Source organism: Reichenbachiella sp. 5M10, from assembly GCF_002742335.1.
GTDB lineage: Bacteria > Bacteroidota > Bacteroidia > Cytophagales > Cyclobacteriaceae > Reichenbachiella.
This window is the reverse complement of record NZ_MDGR01000007.1, coordinates 1,284,694-1,302,734: the sequence shown is the minus strand read 5'-3', so window position 1 is coordinate 1,302,734 and position 18,041 is coordinate 1,284,694. Positions and strand designations below refer to the sequence as shown.

Sequence of the window (18,041 nt, the reverse complement as noted above, 5' to 3'; positions counted from 1 at the left end):
TCTTATTGTGCTGCTTCGAACTCCTTAGCAGCCAAAAAACGCTCTGCATCTAGCGCTCCCATACATCCTGTCCCTGCTGCAGTCACTGCCTGTCGGTAGACTTTATCTGCCGCATCCCCCGTCACAAATACACCTTCGACTTTGGTCTTGGTCGTACCAGGCTCGACGATCAAGTACCCCGCCTCGTCCGTATCCAAATACTCTTTGAATATCTCAGTATTCGGTTTGTGACCAATCGCTACGAAGAATCCACTCAAAGCAATATCCTTCTTCTCTCCTGTCACATTGTTGACAACACGCATGCCTTCTACTTCGTTTTCCCCTAGGATTTCTTCTGTAGAAGTATTCCAAAGGATCTCAATATTTTTGGTGTTTTTCACTCTTTCTTGCATAATGAGTGACGCTCTCATTTCGTCTCTACGGACGAGCAAGTATACTTTAGGGCAGATATTAGCCAAGTAAGTCGCCTCCTCAGCAGCGGTATCTCCACCTCCTACGACAGCTACATCTTTTCCTTTATAGAAAAAACCATCGCATACCGCACAAGCTGACACCCCCACATTCATCAGTCTCTTTTCCGATTCTAGGCCGAGGTATTGTGCACTAGCACCAGTCGAAATAATCACTGCTTCAGCTGTAACTTCATGTTTTTCATCCACGACAACCTTGTGTGGGTAAGAAGAAAAGTCTACCGAAGTGACCAAACCGTATCGTATATCAGTTCCAAATCTCTCCGCTTGCTTCTGTAGGTCTGTCATCATAGCCGGACCATTGATTCCTTCTGGATACCCAGGAAAATTCTCTACGTCGTTGGTAGTTGTCAGCTGTCCTCCAGGCTCACCACCTGTATACAAAACAGGATTTAACCCTGCTCTCGATGCATAAATAGCAGCCGTATACCCTGCTGGACCCGAACCTATGATTAGTACTTTTACTTTTTCCTCTGTCATTATTTCTACGCTTGAAATTGTCTTTCTTGATGAACGCAAATATAGATTTTCAGTTCACCAAATGCAGAACAAATCCCATCAAAAAAAGTTCATAGGATATTGAATTTATCGATCAATCTTAACCCAAAAACACACGAAGACTCTGAGTCTTGGTCGTATGTCGCAAACGACGAATGGCCTTTTCCTTGATTTGCCTGACTCGCTCCCGAGTCAACTCAATACGGTGACCAATTTCGTCGAGTGTCAACGGGTGTCCGTCCTCTAATCCAAAGTAGTAATTTAGCACTTGAGATTCACGGTGAGTCAATGTAGACAATACACGCTTCACTTCACTCTTCAGCGAATCTACTTCCAACTGATCGTCAGGGTCTTTTTCTGACTCATCGGCCATCACATCGAGTAGATTACTCTCTTCTCCTCCAGCGAATGGAGCATCCATAGACACATGCTTGCCCGAATTACGCATTGCCAAGATCACGTCATCTACAGACAAAGCCAACATCTCCGCGATCTCTTCATTGGTGGGTTCCCTCTCATAGTGTTGTTCCAATTCGGCAAATGCCTTGGATATTTTGGATATAGAACCAACTCGATTGAGTGGCAGACGCACTATCCGAGCCTGCTCTGCCAGAGCTTGCAAAATCGACTGTCTAATCCACCATACAGCATAGGATATAAACTTGAACCCTCGCGTCTCATCAAAGCGTTGTGCAGCTTTGATCAATCCCAAATTCCCCTCATTGATCAAATCTCCTAAAGTCAATCCCTGGTTTTGATATTGCTTGGCTACTGAAATCACAAACCTCAGGTTGGCCCTGATCAGTTTCTCCAAAGCCACCGTATCTCCTTCTTTGATTCGCTGCGCAAGGAGTACCTCTTGCTCGGCTGAAATCAATTCCACTTTGCTGATTTCCGAAAGGTATTTTTCGAGACTGGGACTCTCGCGGTTGGTGATCTGTTTGGTGATTTTAAGCTGACGCATCGATGCTGGTTTTGATGTTAATAACTTAGTGATCAATATTTTCCAGTAATATAGTCATTTCCTGAATTTCACAAATTGAAGAGAATTCCTTTTATTTCTCTTCTGAAAAAGATCAATCTTTCAACTGCAAACACACATAAAAACACCTCATCCCGGTTTTCATGAACCTAACCACTCCCTAATGCTCCTATTCACAACCTACTGCACAGACCAAAATTCGTCTGTCCAGACCTCCTCGACATGGTATTGAGCATGTGCGACCTCTATTCGCGCCAGTTGTTCTTGACTGGCCACAGCCTGTATCTCGTTGAACAACACGCGTTCTTCAAATCGAATATGATCATTCAACTCCTTTTGGATCATCCGTAGATGTTCTTCCTTACAATCTACTGCGGCAAACAACGTCTTGAGTCTAGTATGATCTGCAAGCACCTTGACCACATGTACATGTTCTCCTCCCAATATAGGGAAGAGTGCCTTTTCTTCGAGTTCAAAGTGTGGCACCAAATGATGCAGCCAAAACCAATCCACATACGCTTTGATGCGCTCGACAGATACTCCCTTTTTAAGTCCTTCTCGAATTTTCCAGCACAGCAGCAATCCCTGATGGTGATCACGACTGACAGGCTGAATGGAAGGGTGTCTTTTGATGGGTTTATGTATCATGGGCATCGGTTTTGATTCTGTATTCAAATTAACAAAAAAGGTCATTCCTCTTGCGAAGAATGACCTTTTGTATTTTTATATATGATCTATCCTTAGTCCTTTTTCTCAGGCTTAGGAAGAATCGCTTTTCTAGACAATCTAAATTTACCCGTCTTCTTGTCGATCTCGATCAATTTGACTTTCACTTCCTCTCCTACTTCCATGACGCCATCCATTTTCTCGACGCGTTCCCATTTGATTTCAGAGATGTGTAGCAATCCGTCTTTGCCAGGCATGAATTCAATGAATGCACCGAAAGGCTGAATCGACTTCACTTTACCGACGTAGATTTCACCTTCTTCTGGCATTGCTACGATGTTGTTGACACGTCTAACCGCATCCTCCATCGCATTGCCGTCTGTAGCGAATATGCTCACGATACCATTCTTGTCATCCTCGTCCACTACGATGGTCGCACCAGATTCTTTTTGGATTTCCTGAATGATCTTACCGCCAGGTCCGATCACAGCACCGATCAATTCTTTCGGTATTCTGATGACCTTAGATCTAGGCGCATGAGATTTCAAGTCCGCTCTAGGCTCAGACAATGTCTCGGTGATTTTTCCCAAGATATGCTCTCTACCCGCTTTGGCTTGCATCAACGCTTCGGTCAATACTTCGTAAGACAACCCGTCTACTTTGATATCCATCTGACAAGCAGTAATACCATCCGCAGTACCTGTTACTTTGAAGTCCATGTCACCCAAGTGATCTTCGTCACCCAAGATATCCGATAGGATGGCATACTTTCCAGTCACAGGGTCAGAAATCATACCCATCGCGATACCTGATACAGGCTTCTTCAACGGCACACCAGCATCCATGAGTGCCAACGCACCTGCACATACAGTCGCCATAGATGACGAACCGTTTGATTCCAAGATATCAGAAACTACACGGATCGTGTATGGATTTTCATCGTCTGGTGGCAACATTGGCTTCAATGCTCTCCAAGCGAGGTTACCATGACCTACTTCTCTACGTCCAGGCCCTCTATTAGGTCTTACTTCACCCGTTGAGAAACCAGGGAAGTTGTAGTGCAAGATGAATTTGTTGTATCCAGAGTGTACCGCTCCATCGATCATTTGCTGATCCATCTTGGTACCCAATGTCACAGATGTCAACGACTGGGTTTCCCCTCTCGTAAACACCGCAGAGCCATGCGCTGACGGCAAGTAATCTACTTCACTCCAGATCGGTCTGATCTCGTCCAATTGACGACCATCGAGACGTACTCTAGTGTCTAGCACTACATTTCTGATGGCTTCTTTTTCCACATCGTGGTAATATTTCTTTAGTAAGAAGGTGCTATACTCTTCGCCCTCTGGCAATTCTGGAAGCGCCTCTACATACTCGTCATAGATTGCTCCGAATTTTTGCTTTCTCAAGTTTTTGTCCGCCAGACCTTCTTTGGCTACCGCGTACACTTTGTCGTAGGTCTTCGCTTTGATATCGGCAGCAAGTGCTTCATCATGCGTTTCGTGGTTGTATTCTCTTTTGACAGATGCTCCGACCGCCTCAGCCAACTCTGACTGCAATGCACACTGGTCTTTGATCGCCTCGTGTCCCGCTTTGATCGCTCCGATCATCACGTCTTCAGACACTTCTTGCAATTCGCCCTCCACCATCATGATCTCTGTAGCAGAACCTGCTATGATCATGTCTAGCTCAGCGCCTTCCATTTGTGTTTTCGTTGGGTTGATGTGGTAATCTCCATCTTTGAAGATCACGCGTACTTCTGAAATAGGCCCGTTGAACGGAATGTCAGAAACAGCGATCGCAGCAGAAGCAGCAAATGCAGCCAATGCATCTGGAAGATCATCCTCTCCCAAAGAGATCAACTGGATAAAAACTTGTGTATCCGCGTGATAATCACCTGGGAACAAAGGTCTCAAAGCTCTATCTACCAATCTACAAATCAATACTTCTTGGTCAGAAAGTCTACCCTCTCTTTTCAAAAATCCTCCAGGAATCTTACCAGCAGAAGCAAACTTCTCTTGATAATCTACAGACAACGGGAGGAAGTCCACGTCTTCTTTAGCGTCTGGAGCAGACACTACAGTCGCGAGCAACATGGTGTTGCCCATTTTCAAAACTACAGAACCATCAGCCTGCTTGGCCAATTTACCGGTTTCAATCGTAATTTCTCTGCCGTCCTTTAACTTAACGGTCTTGTTTACTACGTTTAATGACATAAAATATGTTTTAAATTTTGACTAATGATTGAGTGTGAGTGATGTCAAAATTTCAATTAACATGGAGTGAGAAAGAACAAGAAAGGGAATCCGTAAGAATTCCCTTTTTGCGCATAATATTATTTTCTAATGCCAAGATCAGCAATTGTTGCTCTATAGCGTTCGATATCGCTTTTGTATAGGTAATCTAAAAGTTTTCTTCTTTTACCTACCAATTTCAAAAGACCTAGTCTCGTAGAGTGATCTTTTTTGTGTGTTTTCAAGTGCTCTGTCAAGTGCTTGATACGGAAGGTAAAAAGCGCGATTTGCGATTCTGGAGAGCCAGTATCTGTTTTCGCTTTCAACCGACCATGATTCGCAAACAACTCTTGTTTCTTTTCTGTTTCTAAATACATGATTAGTAATTTTTATAATAAGCTGCAAAGCTAGAAAAATATTGTACAATTACCTACTTCTTAGAGAAAGTAAATTTAGACAACAAATCCCCTCGTTGTGTCCACAGGCGAGTAGCTCGTTCGATGGCCACATTGTAAAAGTCTGTATCAAACAATTTGGCATCCTTCCACGCTTGTATCAAAAAGAAGATCCCAAAAGGTAGCAACACGACATCAGCCATCCATGCGGCATAAAACCCGTCTACAATTCCTCCTTTGGCCCATTTGTCACTCGCACTGGTAAACACGTAGAATATGATGAAGAATATCACGCCAACTATGACAGGCATCCCCAGGCCCCCACGCTTGATAATGGCTCCCAATGGGGCCCCAATCAAAAACATGACAATGCATGCAAAAGCTTGGGCAAATTTCTTATACTTCTCCACGGTGTGAGAATCAATAGCACGTTCAAAATAGCCCTGTCTGTTGATCGAACTGGTGATACTCGATCGGATGCTGCGAGCCTTGCTGAGGGCCTTAACTGTTGCCTGTTTGTACTTTTTGGCAGGCATGAAAAAAGTATCTACTTCCATTCGGACCGAATCCATATACTCCGCATCCACATAAAGCGAATCGTTCTTCAATTTCAACTTCTTCTTATTTTTGAGAAAGCTCAACGTACGATCCAAAGAAGTCTTCTCCGGCCCTTCGTTAATGGAGCGATCATTTTTCATATAAATCGGCAGGGTATCTATCGGATTTCTCGCTAGTCCCTCTGCAGCCCCCTTTACTTTAGGATTCTGCACGACGTCTGTAGAGTCTTCAAGCGACTCATCTATACCCAAGCTATCTTTTTGGGCTCGGGCTTGACGCAATGAATCGCGGTACACTTGCACAGCCATCAAATCATCCGTTGGCTCTACAAAACCACCCATAATCAACTGATAACTACTGGCTACCGAATTGAATAACTTGAAATGCACATCAGACTGCTCCATTTTCATAGAGTCAATACTCTCCGCAAGCTCATGCACACTCTTCATGTACCGGTTGCCTGAAAACAAATCCATATCCGTACGGTCCAGATCAAATGAAGATAGGCTAAACACCAAATCCATCCGATCAAAATTGGTACGAACAAACTGTGGAATCTCCTTTTTGCGGGAAGCTTTGTTTTCTTCCTCTACGTAATAATTGCCACGATACAACTCCATCATCAAATACCGATCATTGATAAAGGTGTACATTCGGCAAGAATCGGCAAATATCACTTTTTTGTTGCCATTGGAGTTGGTATGATCATAAATCACCACGTCGGACATCCCTACTCCATCCTTATGTTTTTCTCGAACCTTTATGCTAAAATTAGGGATGCCTGCATAAAATTGTCCCTCCTTTAGGTCTAGGGCGGGTTTCTGCTGCTTGATGTCGTAGAGCAAACTATATGCCCGCAAATTGGCATGCGGCACCAAGTAGTTGTTCAAAAAAAATGCACCTATAGATATAAAAATCACCAATACAAATGTAGGCAACAGTACTCTCGGGAGGGATATTCCTGCGCTTTTGATAGCCGTCAATTCAAAGTGCTCCCCCAACTGACCATAGGTCATGAGCGAAGAAATCAAAATCGCCAAAGGCAGTGCCATGGGCACCATGTTGATACTGAAGTACATCATCAGTTCTCCAAACACACTAAACCCTAGATCTTTGCCTATGAAATCATCAAAATACTTGAGCATGTACTGTATCAGCAGAATAAACACCGCTACTAGAAAAGTAAGGATAAAGGGCCCAATAAAGGACTGTAATATGAGCTTGTCCAGCTTTTTCATTTAGAGATTCATAGTCTGTGTCGTACTAACCATACCTGTATGCCGTCTAAAGGTTGTCCTTTTGGCAAAATCCACGACAAAAAAGATGAGAATAATCAGAAACAACAGGACGATAAGTAAAAATATTTTCTTTGACCGATTCATTTCTAGTGACAGGGTTCTAGTTGCAAACTTCACATTTAATCCTAGAAAATGGAAACTTCGCTCGATCATTTCGCAGACAATGCCTCATATCACCCTCTGCTACTCTAGAGTATACAAAATCAACCCATTGAAAATTAGTCTACTATACCTGCCGCTTTGTCGAAAATAATAGTGCTCAATTCAATTAGCTTATTATATTTGGGATTGTGTACAGCCGCGCATGAGAAAAATAATTGTTTGTCTACCTGAATGAAAGTCATCTATCCCAACAAAAAACTGGATGCTTTATTGAAAAAATCATTCGCTCAACGAGTGAGTGATCTCCCAGACGCCATCAAGATCGCTCAAAAAGTAATCAATCGATGTGCGCTCAACTACGATGATTATCATCAAGCCTATGCCAATTGCTATCTCGGCTACTACTACATGATCTTAAGTGATACACTTCAGAGTGAAATGTACACTAAAAAGGCCCTTACTTATTTTGAGAGACATGGAATTGACGCAGGTATCGCCATGTGCTACTACTCTTTGGGTAGCACACTCTACAAAACCGACAACTACCACAAGGCCCTCAAATACCTACTCGAAAGCCATCAGCTCTTCAAGAACAACGAAGATCTATTTGGTCAGGCTCGTTCACTCAAAGCCATAGCTTCGATCTACGAACTGTTCAACGATTATAAAAAAGCAGAAGAAACCTACCTCAAGTGCATCGATATAGCACATCGAAACCAAGATTACAACGGCATCTCCAATGCATACAACCCTCTGTCTGGAATTTTCCTCAAAAGAGGAGCTATTGATCTCGCCGAAAAAACAATTCTCAAAAGCATCGAGCTCAAGAAAAAAACCAAAGATGCTCGTGGCTTGGCGTATGCCTACTATGGAGAAGGCAAGGTCGCACTTGCTCGTCACCAGTTCGAACGTGCCGAAAGTCTATTCATCAAAAGCAAAACAATCCACCAAGAAAAAGGAGATCAAATTGGGCAAATGATGTCGCTCAACAAACTAGGAGTCCTGTATTCTCAATCGGGTGACATCAGCAAAGCCAAAGTCTCTCTGCACCAAAGCGTACAGATAGGCGAAATGTCCAAGCACTATGTCTTGCTTTACAAAGCATACAACGTCCTCTACCAAATCGCCAAATCAGAAGGTCGGTCAGAAGATGCCCTGAAATATCTTGAGTCCTACACCGATCATAAAAACGCTGTAGAAAAGAAAGATACACAAAACGTCATCAGCAGTATCAAGTCACTCTCAGAGATGGAGCTCCTAGAGAAGGAAGCGGTCTGGCAAAAGACCATCAACGAAAGTGTCGAACGAAAAAACAAAGAATTGGACACCTTCGTCTACAAGGTAGCACATGATCTACGAGGCCCTATATCATCCCTCATGGGGCTATATTCTGTCGTAGAGCATGATGTCTCTGATGAAAAATCCCTCGGCTACTTTGACATCTACAACAAAGAGATCAACCGACTCAACAACATCGTGTTGGATTTTATCAGTGTGACACAGATCAAGGAGAAAAAACTAGAGAGCACTCAGATCAATTTCGAGCCTATGCTCGACGAGATCATCAGTTCGTACCGTTACATGGACAATTTTGCTTTTCTGAATTTCAAGGTTCGTATAGACAAAAACTTAGACGTATACAGTGACGAGAGCACTCTCACTACAATTATTCAAAACTTGATCGAAAATGCCATCAAGTACGCCAAGCCCTTCGAAAATGGAGAAGTCACCATCAAGATCTATGGCAGAAAGCGTGACATGGTCATCCTCGTGCAGGACAGCGGAATCGGAATTGAAGAACGCAACCAAGACCACATTTTCGAGATGTTTTTCCGAGCCAACCACAACACCAAAGGAACAGGACTAGGGCTGTACCTGCTAAAATCAGCTGTCGAAAAGCTTAATGGAGAAATCACCTTTGACAGTACGTTGACCGTCGGGACAACCTTCAAAATCATCCTCCCCTATTGATACTCTTGGTAGAGTTTTCTCTTTCCTTTTTTAGTCACTCGGTACCACTTACCTACTTCTTTGCCTTGTGCATAGTTCCCTTCAAAACTGACATCCCCTTCCTTGTCATAGAATTGCCAAAAACCCTCTTCTAAATTGTGGTGATAGTCGCCCTTCTGCTTCAACGTACCGTCTTCACGATACACTTCCCAGCTCCCATGCGGCTCCCCTAGATGATAGGTCCCTCTGCTCTTGAGATGACCATTGCTATAAAAAGACAACCAAACACCCTCGTAGAGTCCATCCACGTACACCCCACTGCGATGCAACTGTCCCGTCTCGTAGTAGTAAAACGCACTGTCTGTCAATACATCCACTTCATAGTACTCTTCACTCTTGACTCCCCCCCCATGAAAATAATGGACAGACAACCCGCTAAGTAGGCCGTTCTGATACTGCTCTACTGCATTGAGTTGCCCTGTCGGGTAATAAAACCGCCATTCGCCTCTTCTACCCATGGTATCAGACACCCCTTCACTGCGAAGTGTCCCATCTGGATAGTAGTCTCGGACAGGCTGTGCAAAACCGCTTTGTGCCAGTAGTACTCCTCCCAAAACAACCACCCACAACCAAGCGTTCCATCTAGATACCGTCTTGGTATATATCTCATTATTCATAGCTCACCGTAGTTTCATTCTCCAATAAAGCAAAAAGCTCCACTGTCCTGCCAAATAAAACAAGTTAGTACTTTATTACTTTATAAAAATGCGTTAAAATTGACCTTAGGAAAATTCATAACAAACAATGATCAACACAAAACATATACTCAATCTTTTTGCGGTGGGAACTTTAGCGTTTGCAGTGACCTCATGTGGAAACGACAATAAAAAATCCAAAGGTGAACTGGAAGCACAAGCTGAGGTTTTTGACAAGGCCGAGCATGAGCTCATCGGTGAGATTGACAAAGTAGTGCACGACATGCCTCCTCCATCCGAAGTGCCTTACCTATTGATGGCAACTGGAGCAGATTTCAATGGAGACATCATCAACTCCGTAGACAATGCATCCAAGTACTTCAATTCTGCAGACAAAGCAGCTATGAACCTTGGAGCATATGCCACTGATATAGGATATCTTTCTTCGTACGATCAAGTACAAGATGCTTTGAAATACATGGAAACAAGCCAAAAACTTGCAGATCAAATTGGTGTTTCTTCAGCATTCGAACTGGACTTGATGGAGAGATTTGAGAAAAACTTGGGCAACAAAGATTCGCTGGCCAACTTGATCAACTACTCAATGGAAGTAGCCGAGAAAAAACTGGAAGAGACGGACAGATTACAAATGGTTGCGTTGGTATTGTCAGGCAGCTATATCGAAGGACTGTACCTCTCCTGTATGGTACTTGATACCTATCCAGAGGATCTACTCCCTGAGGCTCAAAAAGATTTGATTTTGGAACCTATTGTTCGAATCATCATCGACCAAAAAGAATCATTGAATGACGTCATTCACCTGTTGAAAAACCTAGAGAGTGATCCAATCATCTCTGACGTGATTGCAGAATTTGACATCCTCAAAGAACTCTACAAAGAAGATCTATCAAACATCGATCAACGTATCGCTGATCAAGACCCTACCTTGAAACTCAACAAGGAGTTGTTGGTAGACATCATCACTGAAGTCAAAAGAATCAGAGGAGAAATGGTTCTATAAATCAACCCTTTCATCCTTTCTAAAAAGCATTGTGTTTTCACGCAATGCTTTTTTTATATGCAAAGCATAATCCCTTATATTTAGACTCGTTTTGGCACATGCCAAAACAACCAATATCGACTACCTAGACTATGAGCGAACCACTACTGAAAGCCATCATCCATCTCCTTGCGATTGTAGCCAAAGAAGATGACGTCACTGAAAGTGAAAGAAGTGCCATCCAAGACTTCCTGTTAGAAAATCTAAATCAAAAGGACAGTACCCGCTACCTGACCCTCTTCGATGAGATGACAACCAACATGACCGAAGGCAGAGGTGTTTCGTTCAGCGAAGAACGTGAGATTGAACTCCTCGCCAATCAGGTCAATCAAGAACTCACACAACAACAAAAAATAGTCGTGATCCTCAAAGTGATCGAACTCATCGTAGCGGATGGAGAAGTATCCGAACGAGAAACCCACCTACTCCATCAAATTGGTGAAGACTTTCACTTCAGCAAGACTGTCGTGGATCAGGTGATGTTTTTCGTGATGAGCAAGACACGCACAGCCATGGATCAAGAGGATACCTTGCTCATCGATGGCACCCCAAAAGAAGGACTGCTCAAAGCCAAACATCTCCACCGTGAAAATCTCAGCGGACTCATCGCATTTTACCGCATTGCCGCACTCGACACCTACTTTGCCAAATACATCGGAGACGAACAACTCACCAACAACGGCGTACCTGTCCGTCCCAACAAAATCATGGTCTTCTCGGCGGGCAGTTCGATTCGTGGTGCCAAGATTGCCCCGATATTCTACAGCGACATCATCTCCTACTACCGCAAAGAAAGTAGTGATACCAGAATTTCATTCGTAGCAGAGAAAGTTGAGTTTGCATTCCCAAACGGCAATCTTGGTCTACGTGGCATAGATATCGCAGAGTCTTCTGGAAAGCTCATCGGACTCATGGGTGGTAGTGGTGCAGGAAAATCCACCTTACTCAATGTCCTTAACGGCAATGAATCTCCCTCGTCAGGCTCAGTCCGAATCAATGGGATTGACATCCACAAAGACAAAAAAAGCATCGAAGGCATCATTGGATATGTCCCTCAAGACGACCTGCTCATCGAAGAGCTCACCGTCTACGAAAACCTACACTATGCTGCACAACTTTGCTTCAAAGACAAGACTCCTGCAGAACTCAACGAACTCGTCGAAGGTACACTTTCCTCTCTCGGCCTCATGGCCACACGTGACCTCAAAGTAGGCTCTCCACTCGAAAAAACCATCAGTGGTGGCCAACGTAAACGCCTCAACATTGGACTAGAACTTCTCCGTGAGCCTTCTGTCATGTTTGTAGACGAACCGACTTCTGGCCTCTCTTCACGGGATTCTGAAAACATCATGGACCTACTCAAAGAGCTGTCCCTTCGTGGAAAAATGATCTTTGTTGTCATTCATCAGCCTTCTTCGGATATCTTCAAGATGTTTGACAAACTGGTCATACTTGACGTAGGAGGCTACCAGATCTACTATGGAAACCCAGTAGATGGGGTTATCTATTTCAAAAAAATAGTTAAAATAATTGACAAAGACGCGGGGTCCTGTATCGAATGTGGCAATGTCAACTCCGAGCAAATCTTCAACATCATTGAGACCAAAGTCGTCGATGAATATGGGCAACTGACCAACACACGAAAACTCAGTCCAAAGGACTGGAACATGCTCTTCAATGTCAAAATCAAAATTCCAGCAGCTGAAGAGGCCAGTGACAAACCGGAAAAAACCCTTTCGATCCCCAACAAACTGAAACAACTCTTGATTTTCTCCAAGAGAGACTTGGCAGCCAAACTCAGCAACAAACAGTACCTCACAATCAACTTGCTAGAAGCCCCAGTACTTGCTCTGCTGCTAGCCTTCATCATTCGCTACGCTGGCGAAGGTGAGAGCTATACTTTCAGCCAAAACCCAAACATCCCAGCATTCTTTTTCATGTCCATCATCGTGGCCTTGTTCATGGGACTGACCGTGAGTGCTGAGGAGATTTTCAAAGACCGCAAGATTCTCAAGCGTGAATCTTTCCTCAATCTGAGTCGCTACAGCTACTTGATTTCAAAACTCCTCATTCTATTCACTCTGTCGGCGATCCAAACGCTGATGTTTGTCCTAATTGGGGACTGGATCCTAGGGATCCAAGGCATGACACTCTCCTTTTGGCTTGTCTTGTTTTCTACATCCTGCTTTGCCAACATCCTTGGGCTCAACATCTCCTCGGCTTTCAATTCGGCTGTGACTATCTACATCTTGATTCCGCTACTGATCATCCCTCAACTCATCCTCAGTGGAGTAGTAGTCAATTTCGACAAGCTCAACCCGATGCTCAGCAGCCCCAATCGTGTACCAATCATCGGTGAAATGATGGCGTCTAAATGGGGCTATGAAGCACTGGTCGTGGATCAGTTTAAAAACAATACCTTCGAAAAACACTTTTTTGCATATGACCAACAGATCGCCAACTCGGAATTTAAGAGCATGTATTTCTACCCAGCAATCGAAAAAGCGATCGAATCAGCCTTCAAAAACTATCAAAGCGAGGATGCTTCCTTACGCAAAAGCGCTAGTCAGCAGCTTGAGCTGGTACACAAAGAACTGAGCAAAGAGATGACTGCATTCCACATCCCGAAAGAGAAATTCAGCGCGATCAGTGCTCTCAACCTAGAGCAGTTCGATCCAGCGATCTACGAGCAAACAATGCACTTCATCAAAGTCATGCGCAAAATTCACAACAACTCGATGAAGGAAGCATCCAAAGCTAAAGACGAACTGGCTCAATCCATGACCGATACTCCAGAAAAAGCTCGCGAGTTCGACAAACTCCGAACGGGCCATGAAAATGAGGCCATTACTTTTTTCTTGAAAAATGCGACGACCAAAGACCGCTTGCTCGTCACACAAGATGAACTGATTCAGAAAATCTACCCGATCTTTTTGAGCCCACAACCTGACGGCCCCTTAGATTTTCGTGCACACTTTTATGCGCCCGAAAAACAATTTCTTGGACGGTATTATGACACGCTGCCTTTCAATGTCGTGATCATATGGATCATGTCTTTTCTCCTGTTTGTCACTTTGTATTTTGATGTGTTGAAAAAAATCATCTCTAGTTTCGGAAGATAGCGACCATGTTTTTCGTCCTATCCAAAATCATCACATGGTTCTTGATGCCACTTAGTCTAAGTTGTCTTTTATTGATCACGGGGCTGACCTGGCGACATTCCCGACTCAAAAAGCCTCTCCTACGTTTGGGAATCGCTTTGTTACTATTTTGCAGCAACCCTCTGCTTGCCAAGTGGATGATGAACCTTTGGGAACCTCCGCCTGTGACCTATACCAGCATAGACCAAGCCTACGATTGGGCCATCGTTCTCGCAGGCATCACAGAGCCCAATCGGCCACCCTATGACCGAGTACAGTTCAACAAGGGAGCAGACCGCATCGTACACGCCATACAACTCTACCATCTTGGTAAGGTCAAGAAAATATTGATATCGGGAGGCTCAGGAACGCTGACCTTTGAGGGCGTCAAAGAAAGCCATGCATTGGCAGACTTTGCTCGAATGTGCGGTGTAGACTCCTCAGCAATCTATATAGAGGACCAGTCCCGCAACACGCACGAAAACGCCAGTTTCTCTGCTACACTCCTCCCCCCCAATGAAACGAGCATTCTCTTCACCTCAGCATTTCATATGCGACGAGCAAAAGCATGCTTTGAAAAAACAGGCCTCTATCCAGACGCCTTCCCTACTGACTACTATGGTGGACAAATCCGGGCCACACCAGACGCCCTACTGATCCCTTCCGTCTACAGCTTGCAACTGTGGTCCATACTCATCAAAGAATGGATGGGACTCACAGCTTATCGCCTAGCAGGCTACATCTAACTATCGTCTGCATAAGCGATACACCTCCATATCGTCTTTGTAGACGATACAGTAGGATATCGTCTACAAAGACGATATCTTAGCAACAAACACCCTACTATGATTGCCATACTCACCGGAGATATCATCAATTCACAAGCAGGTCAACCCTCTGACTGGCTACTCAAGCTAAAAAAAGTACTCAACCACTATGGCACCTCTCCCAAACAATGGGAGATATATAGAGGTGACAGTTTCCAGTTATCCGTGGCTCCTAAGGTTGCTCTCCTTGCGGCCCTACATATCAAGGCTGCCATCAAACAAACGAAAAACCAAGACGTCCGCATTGCCCTTGGTATAGGCCAAGAAACACATCATGCACAAAACATCACTGAATCCAACGGCTCGGCCTACGTACACTCCGGAGAAGCCTTCGAGAACATGAAAAAACAAACCCTTGTCATCCAATCCGAAGACCCACACTGGAATGACACACTCAACCTTATGCTCACTCTCGCACTACTGACAGCCAACCAATGGAGTAGTACTGTAGCAAAAATCATCACGACAGTAATCGAACACCCTACCAAAAATCAAAAAGATATCGCCAAATTGCTCAACAAGTCCCAAAGTACGATCAGTGAAGCATTGAAAAGAGGAGGATACGAAGAAGTAATGAATCTCAACCGCTACTACACGCAACAACTAGACACGCTATGATCTCCCTTCTACTCAAACTATTAATTGCACATACGCTTGGTGACTTTGTACTACAACCCGATGAATGGGTCGTAGACAAACGCCTCAAAAAACATCGATCTAGATTCCTATACCTGCATGTCTTGGTACATGTTCTCACCCTGCTTGTACTGCTACAGTTTGACTGGAACTATGTACCACTGATGGTTGTGATTGCTGTCAGTCATTTCTTCATAGACTTGGTCAAACTCCATCTAGACTCAGTCGTCAATACCCGCCTACTATTTGTCATCGATCAAGTCGCTCACTTGCTCATCATTGGGGCCCTAGTCTACTTCCATGAACCCTTCGCTATTGATTTTGGGGTTTTGTATGCCAACTCATCACTCCTCTTAATCTTTGCCTTGCTGTCCATCACATCGATCTCCTCCATCGTGATGCGATTGATCATGAGTCGCTGGACACTCAACGAAGACAGTGAGAATGACTCGCTAGCCCAAGCCGGAAAATACATCGGAATTTTGGAGCGACTCTTTGTATTTGGCTTCATCGTACTCAATCAATGGCAGGCCATTGGGCTCTTGATTGCCGCGAAATCCGTCTTTCGATTCAGCGACCTATCCAAAGCCAAAGACCGTAAACTCACAGAATACATCTTGATTGGGACACTACTCAGCTTTGGATTGGCTATCTCTATCGGTCTAGCCTACCGCTATGCTCACCAGTCATGGTGCTAAGATCTTGCTAGCATGCAGCAAAATGGATTACAAATGTCGTACCCTCCCCTACCTTTGACTCACAAGTCAACTGCCCATCTAGCAACTTGATATACTTGCTGACGATGGACAATCCCAATCCCGAAGACTTTTCTCCCGCTGTAGCTTTGGCGCTGAGCATCTGAAATTTCTTAAACATCTTCTTTTGATCCTCCTTGGAGATACCAGGTCCTTCATCCTTGATTCTCACTTCTACATGATTTTCTACCACGGTAGAGTTGACGTAGATACTAGCGCCTTGTGGCGAAAACTTGATCGCGTTGGATAGGACGTTATCAAATACATGAAAGAAAAACTCCTCCAGTCCCATCACAAAAGTGCCCTCCACCAAATCCTGCCGCAATGAAATTCCCTTCGACTCAGCCGTCGGCGCAAAATTCGTCACTACTCGCGACAATACACCATGAATATCCACCCTGACAAACTCTTCCTCCGTCTCTGACTCCATTTTTTCCACATCTAAAATACGTGTCACCATATCACTCAACCGCTTGGACTCATCCGATACATGAAGCAGCAGTTTGGACTGGTCGGGTTTCAAATCCTCCGCATCACTCAACAGGATACGAGATATCCCATTGATATTATTGATCGGAGCACGCAAATCGTGAGACAGGATACGGATAAAACTATTTTTATCCTCGTTGAGTTCGACCAATTTCTTGACGTTTTCTTCGAGCTGTACATTTTGATTTTCTATGATCTGACGCTGAGCGGTCAATTCCTGATTGGCTTTCGATTTAATCTTGTATCGATTGTAAAGAAAAAAACTAACCATTAGAACCATTCCCACACTCAGCAATAGAACATTCCTCAATCTCGTTTGCTTTTCCACTTGAATCATCTGATTGTCTATCTCCTCGTCCATAAACTTCTTCTCTTGCATCAGGAGTACGACCTCTTCGTTTTTATGATCTTCGAGATTATCAATGAATGCTTGAAAATCCGGCCCAAAATACTTATCCAATCCTCGGTCTCTGATACGGTCAAATTCTTGACTGGCGAGGTACTCATTGAACGGCACCTCCCAGTCCGAATTCTTATTAAAAATCACCCCCAAACCATGTCCCTTTACCGCGTAGGCATTGAGGCGTTTGACCGGCAGATTGTTATCCAAAGCCAACAGATAACGTGTCAAATCGATATAACCAAAACTACCGGGTGTCCGAATAACATGTTGAACAATCTCCGTGCTCTTCTCTATATATTTTATCTCAAAATCCAAACCAGCTGAAGATTTGATCTCTTGAAGGTTCTTTTCATAGGTAGTACCTGCCACAGTGATCGCCGTGTGATGATTGTAACTTTGAACAAAATCTCCTAGCTGAAGTACAGTAGGGCTGGACCGGTTGGCAATCAACACCTGAAAATCCGGAAAGTAAGGTTCGGAAAACTTGACATTTTTTTCGCGATCTGCGGTCCAAGAAATAATATCTAAACCAATCTCTCCAGGCTTATTGATCGTTTGTATGCGCTCAAATATCTCTACCAAACTTTGTCGTTCTACCCATTCGTACTTGAGTACAACTCCATAATGGTTGAGCAAATAATGCTGAAACCCAATCATCATATCGTACTCCATTCCCTCAATCCATAAGCTGTCATTGGCAATAAGAAACGGTTCATTGAGTTTGTACTGAATAGTAAGCAAACCTCCTCCATCCAACTGAGCTTGCTGCCATGTGAGGTCACTCGCGTGGCTAGGTTGAAAATGAAAACATATCGAAAGGAGTAAAAGAAAATAGAATGTAATCTTATGCATGGCACTGCTTGCTTGTTCTTTGACAGTATGA

General features: G+C 43.9%; 14 protein-coding genes. 6 read left to right on the top strand and 8 right to left on the bottom strand.

Annotation, left to right across the window (positions count from 1 at the left end; genetic code table 11):
• Positions 1 to 2 precede the first annotated feature (2 nt).
• The 6 genes from trxB to BFP72_RS05350 form a co-directional block, all read right to left on the bottom strand.
• Complete coding sequence (gene trxB, locus BFP72_RS05375) at positions 3 to 950, bottom strand: thioredoxin-disulfide reductase (RefSeq protein ID WP_099598168.1); 948 nt, start codon at positions 948 to 950, stop codon at positions 3 to 5.
• A gap of 118 nt (positions 951 to 1,068) precedes the next feature.
• Positions 1,069 to 1,932, bottom strand: a complete 864-nt coding sequence (locus tag BFP72_RS05370; RefSeq protein ID WP_099598167.1) for an RNA polymerase sigma factor RpoD/SigA — start codon at positions 1,930 to 1,932, stop codon at positions 1,069 to 1,071.
• A 198-nt stretch (positions 1,933 to 2,130) separates the two neighbouring features.
• Positions 2,131 to 2,598: a hemerythrin domain-containing protein gene (locus BFP72_RS05365; RefSeq protein ID WP_099600690.1), complete on the bottom strand. Its 468-nt coding sequence runs from the start codon at positions 2,596 to 2,598 to the stop codon at positions 2,131 to 2,133.
• 92 nt (positions 2,599 to 2,690) lie between these two features.
• A complete protein-coding gene (gene pnp / locus BFP72_RS05360) occupies positions 2,691 to 4,832 on the bottom strand; it encodes a polyribonucleotide nucleotidyltransferase (protein ID WP_099598166.1) in 2,142 nt (713 codons plus the stop codon).
• A gap of 119 nt (positions 4,833 to 4,951) precedes the next feature.
• On the bottom strand, positions 4,952 to 5,227 hold the full coding sequence (gene rpsO, locus BFP72_RS05355; protein ID WP_099598165.1) for a 30S ribosomal protein S15: 276 nt from the start codon (positions 5,225 to 5,227) through the stop codon (positions 4,952 to 4,954).
• A gap of 53 nt (positions 5,228 to 5,280) precedes the next feature.
• Entirely contained in the window at positions 5,281 to 7,041 is a 1,761-nt protein-coding gene (locus BFP72_RS05350; protein WP_099598164.1) for an LptF/LptG family permease, read from the bottom strand.
• Positions 7,042 to 7,434: 393 nt separating this feature from the next.
• Here BFP72_RS05350 and BFP72_RS05340 point away from each other — a divergent pair, with 393 nt between their 5' ends.
• On the top strand, positions 7,435 to 9,174 hold the full coding sequence (locus BFP72_RS05340) for an ATP-binding protein (RefSeq protein WP_099598162.1): 1,740 nt from the start codon (positions 7,435 to 7,437) through the stop codon (positions 9,172 to 9,174).
• Here BFP72_RS05340 and BFP72_RS05335 read toward each other — a convergent pair.
• On the bottom strand, positions 9,168 to 9,830 hold the full coding sequence (locus BFP72_RS05335; protein ID WP_099598161.1) for a toxin-antitoxin system YwqK family antitoxin: 663 nt from the start codon (positions 9,828 to 9,830) through the stop codon (positions 9,168 to 9,170). The genes BFP72_RS05340 and BFP72_RS05335 overlap by 7 nt on opposite strands.
• 127 nt (positions 9,831 to 9,957) lie before the next feature.
• Here BFP72_RS05335 and BFP72_RS05330 point away from each other — a divergent pair, with 127 nt between their 5' ends.
• The 5 genes from BFP72_RS05330 (at position 9,958) to BFP72_RS05310 (ending at position 16,209) form a co-directional block, all read left to right on the top strand.
• Complete coding sequence (locus tag BFP72_RS05330; RefSeq protein ID WP_099598160.1) at positions 9,958 to 10,869, top strand: hypothetical protein; 912 nt, start codon at positions 9,958 to 9,960, stop codon at positions 10,867 to 10,869.
• A 131-nt stretch (positions 10,870 to 11,000) separates the two neighbouring features.
• A complete protein-coding gene (locus BFP72_RS05325) occupies positions 11,001 to 14,030 on the top strand; it encodes an ATP-binding cassette domain-containing protein (protein ID WP_099598159.1) in 3,030 nt (1,009 codons plus the stop codon).
• 176 nt (positions 14,031 to 14,206) lie between these two features.
• Positions 14,207 to 14,794 carry a YdcF family protein gene (locus BFP72_RS05320; RefSeq protein WP_158233294.1) on the top strand — a complete coding sequence of 196 codons (588 nt, stop codon included), beginning with the start codon at positions 14,207 to 14,209 and terminating at the stop codon, positions 14,792 to 14,794.
• Positions 14,795 to 14,893: 99 nt separating this feature from the next.
• On the top strand, positions 14,894 to 15,493 hold the full coding sequence (locus BFP72_RS05315; protein WP_099598157.1) for a helix-turn-helix domain-containing protein: 600 nt from the start codon (positions 14,894 to 14,896) through the stop codon (positions 15,491 to 15,493).
• A complete protein-coding gene (locus tag BFP72_RS05310; RefSeq protein ID WP_099598156.1) occupies positions 15,490 to 16,209 on the top strand; it encodes a DUF3307 domain-containing protein in 720 nt (239 codons plus the stop codon). Before BFP72_RS05315 ends, BFP72_RS05310 begins: the two co-directional genes overlap by 4 nt.
• Before the next feature lie 7 nt (positions 16,210 to 16,216).
• Here BFP72_RS05310 and BFP72_RS05305 read toward each other — a convergent pair whose 3' ends face one another.
• Positions 16,217 to 18,010, bottom strand: a complete 1,794-nt coding sequence (locus BFP72_RS05305) for an ATP-binding protein (protein ID WP_143519945.1) — start codon at positions 18,008 to 18,010, stop codon at positions 16,217 to 16,219.
• Positions 18,011 to 18,041: the final 31 nt, after the last annotated feature.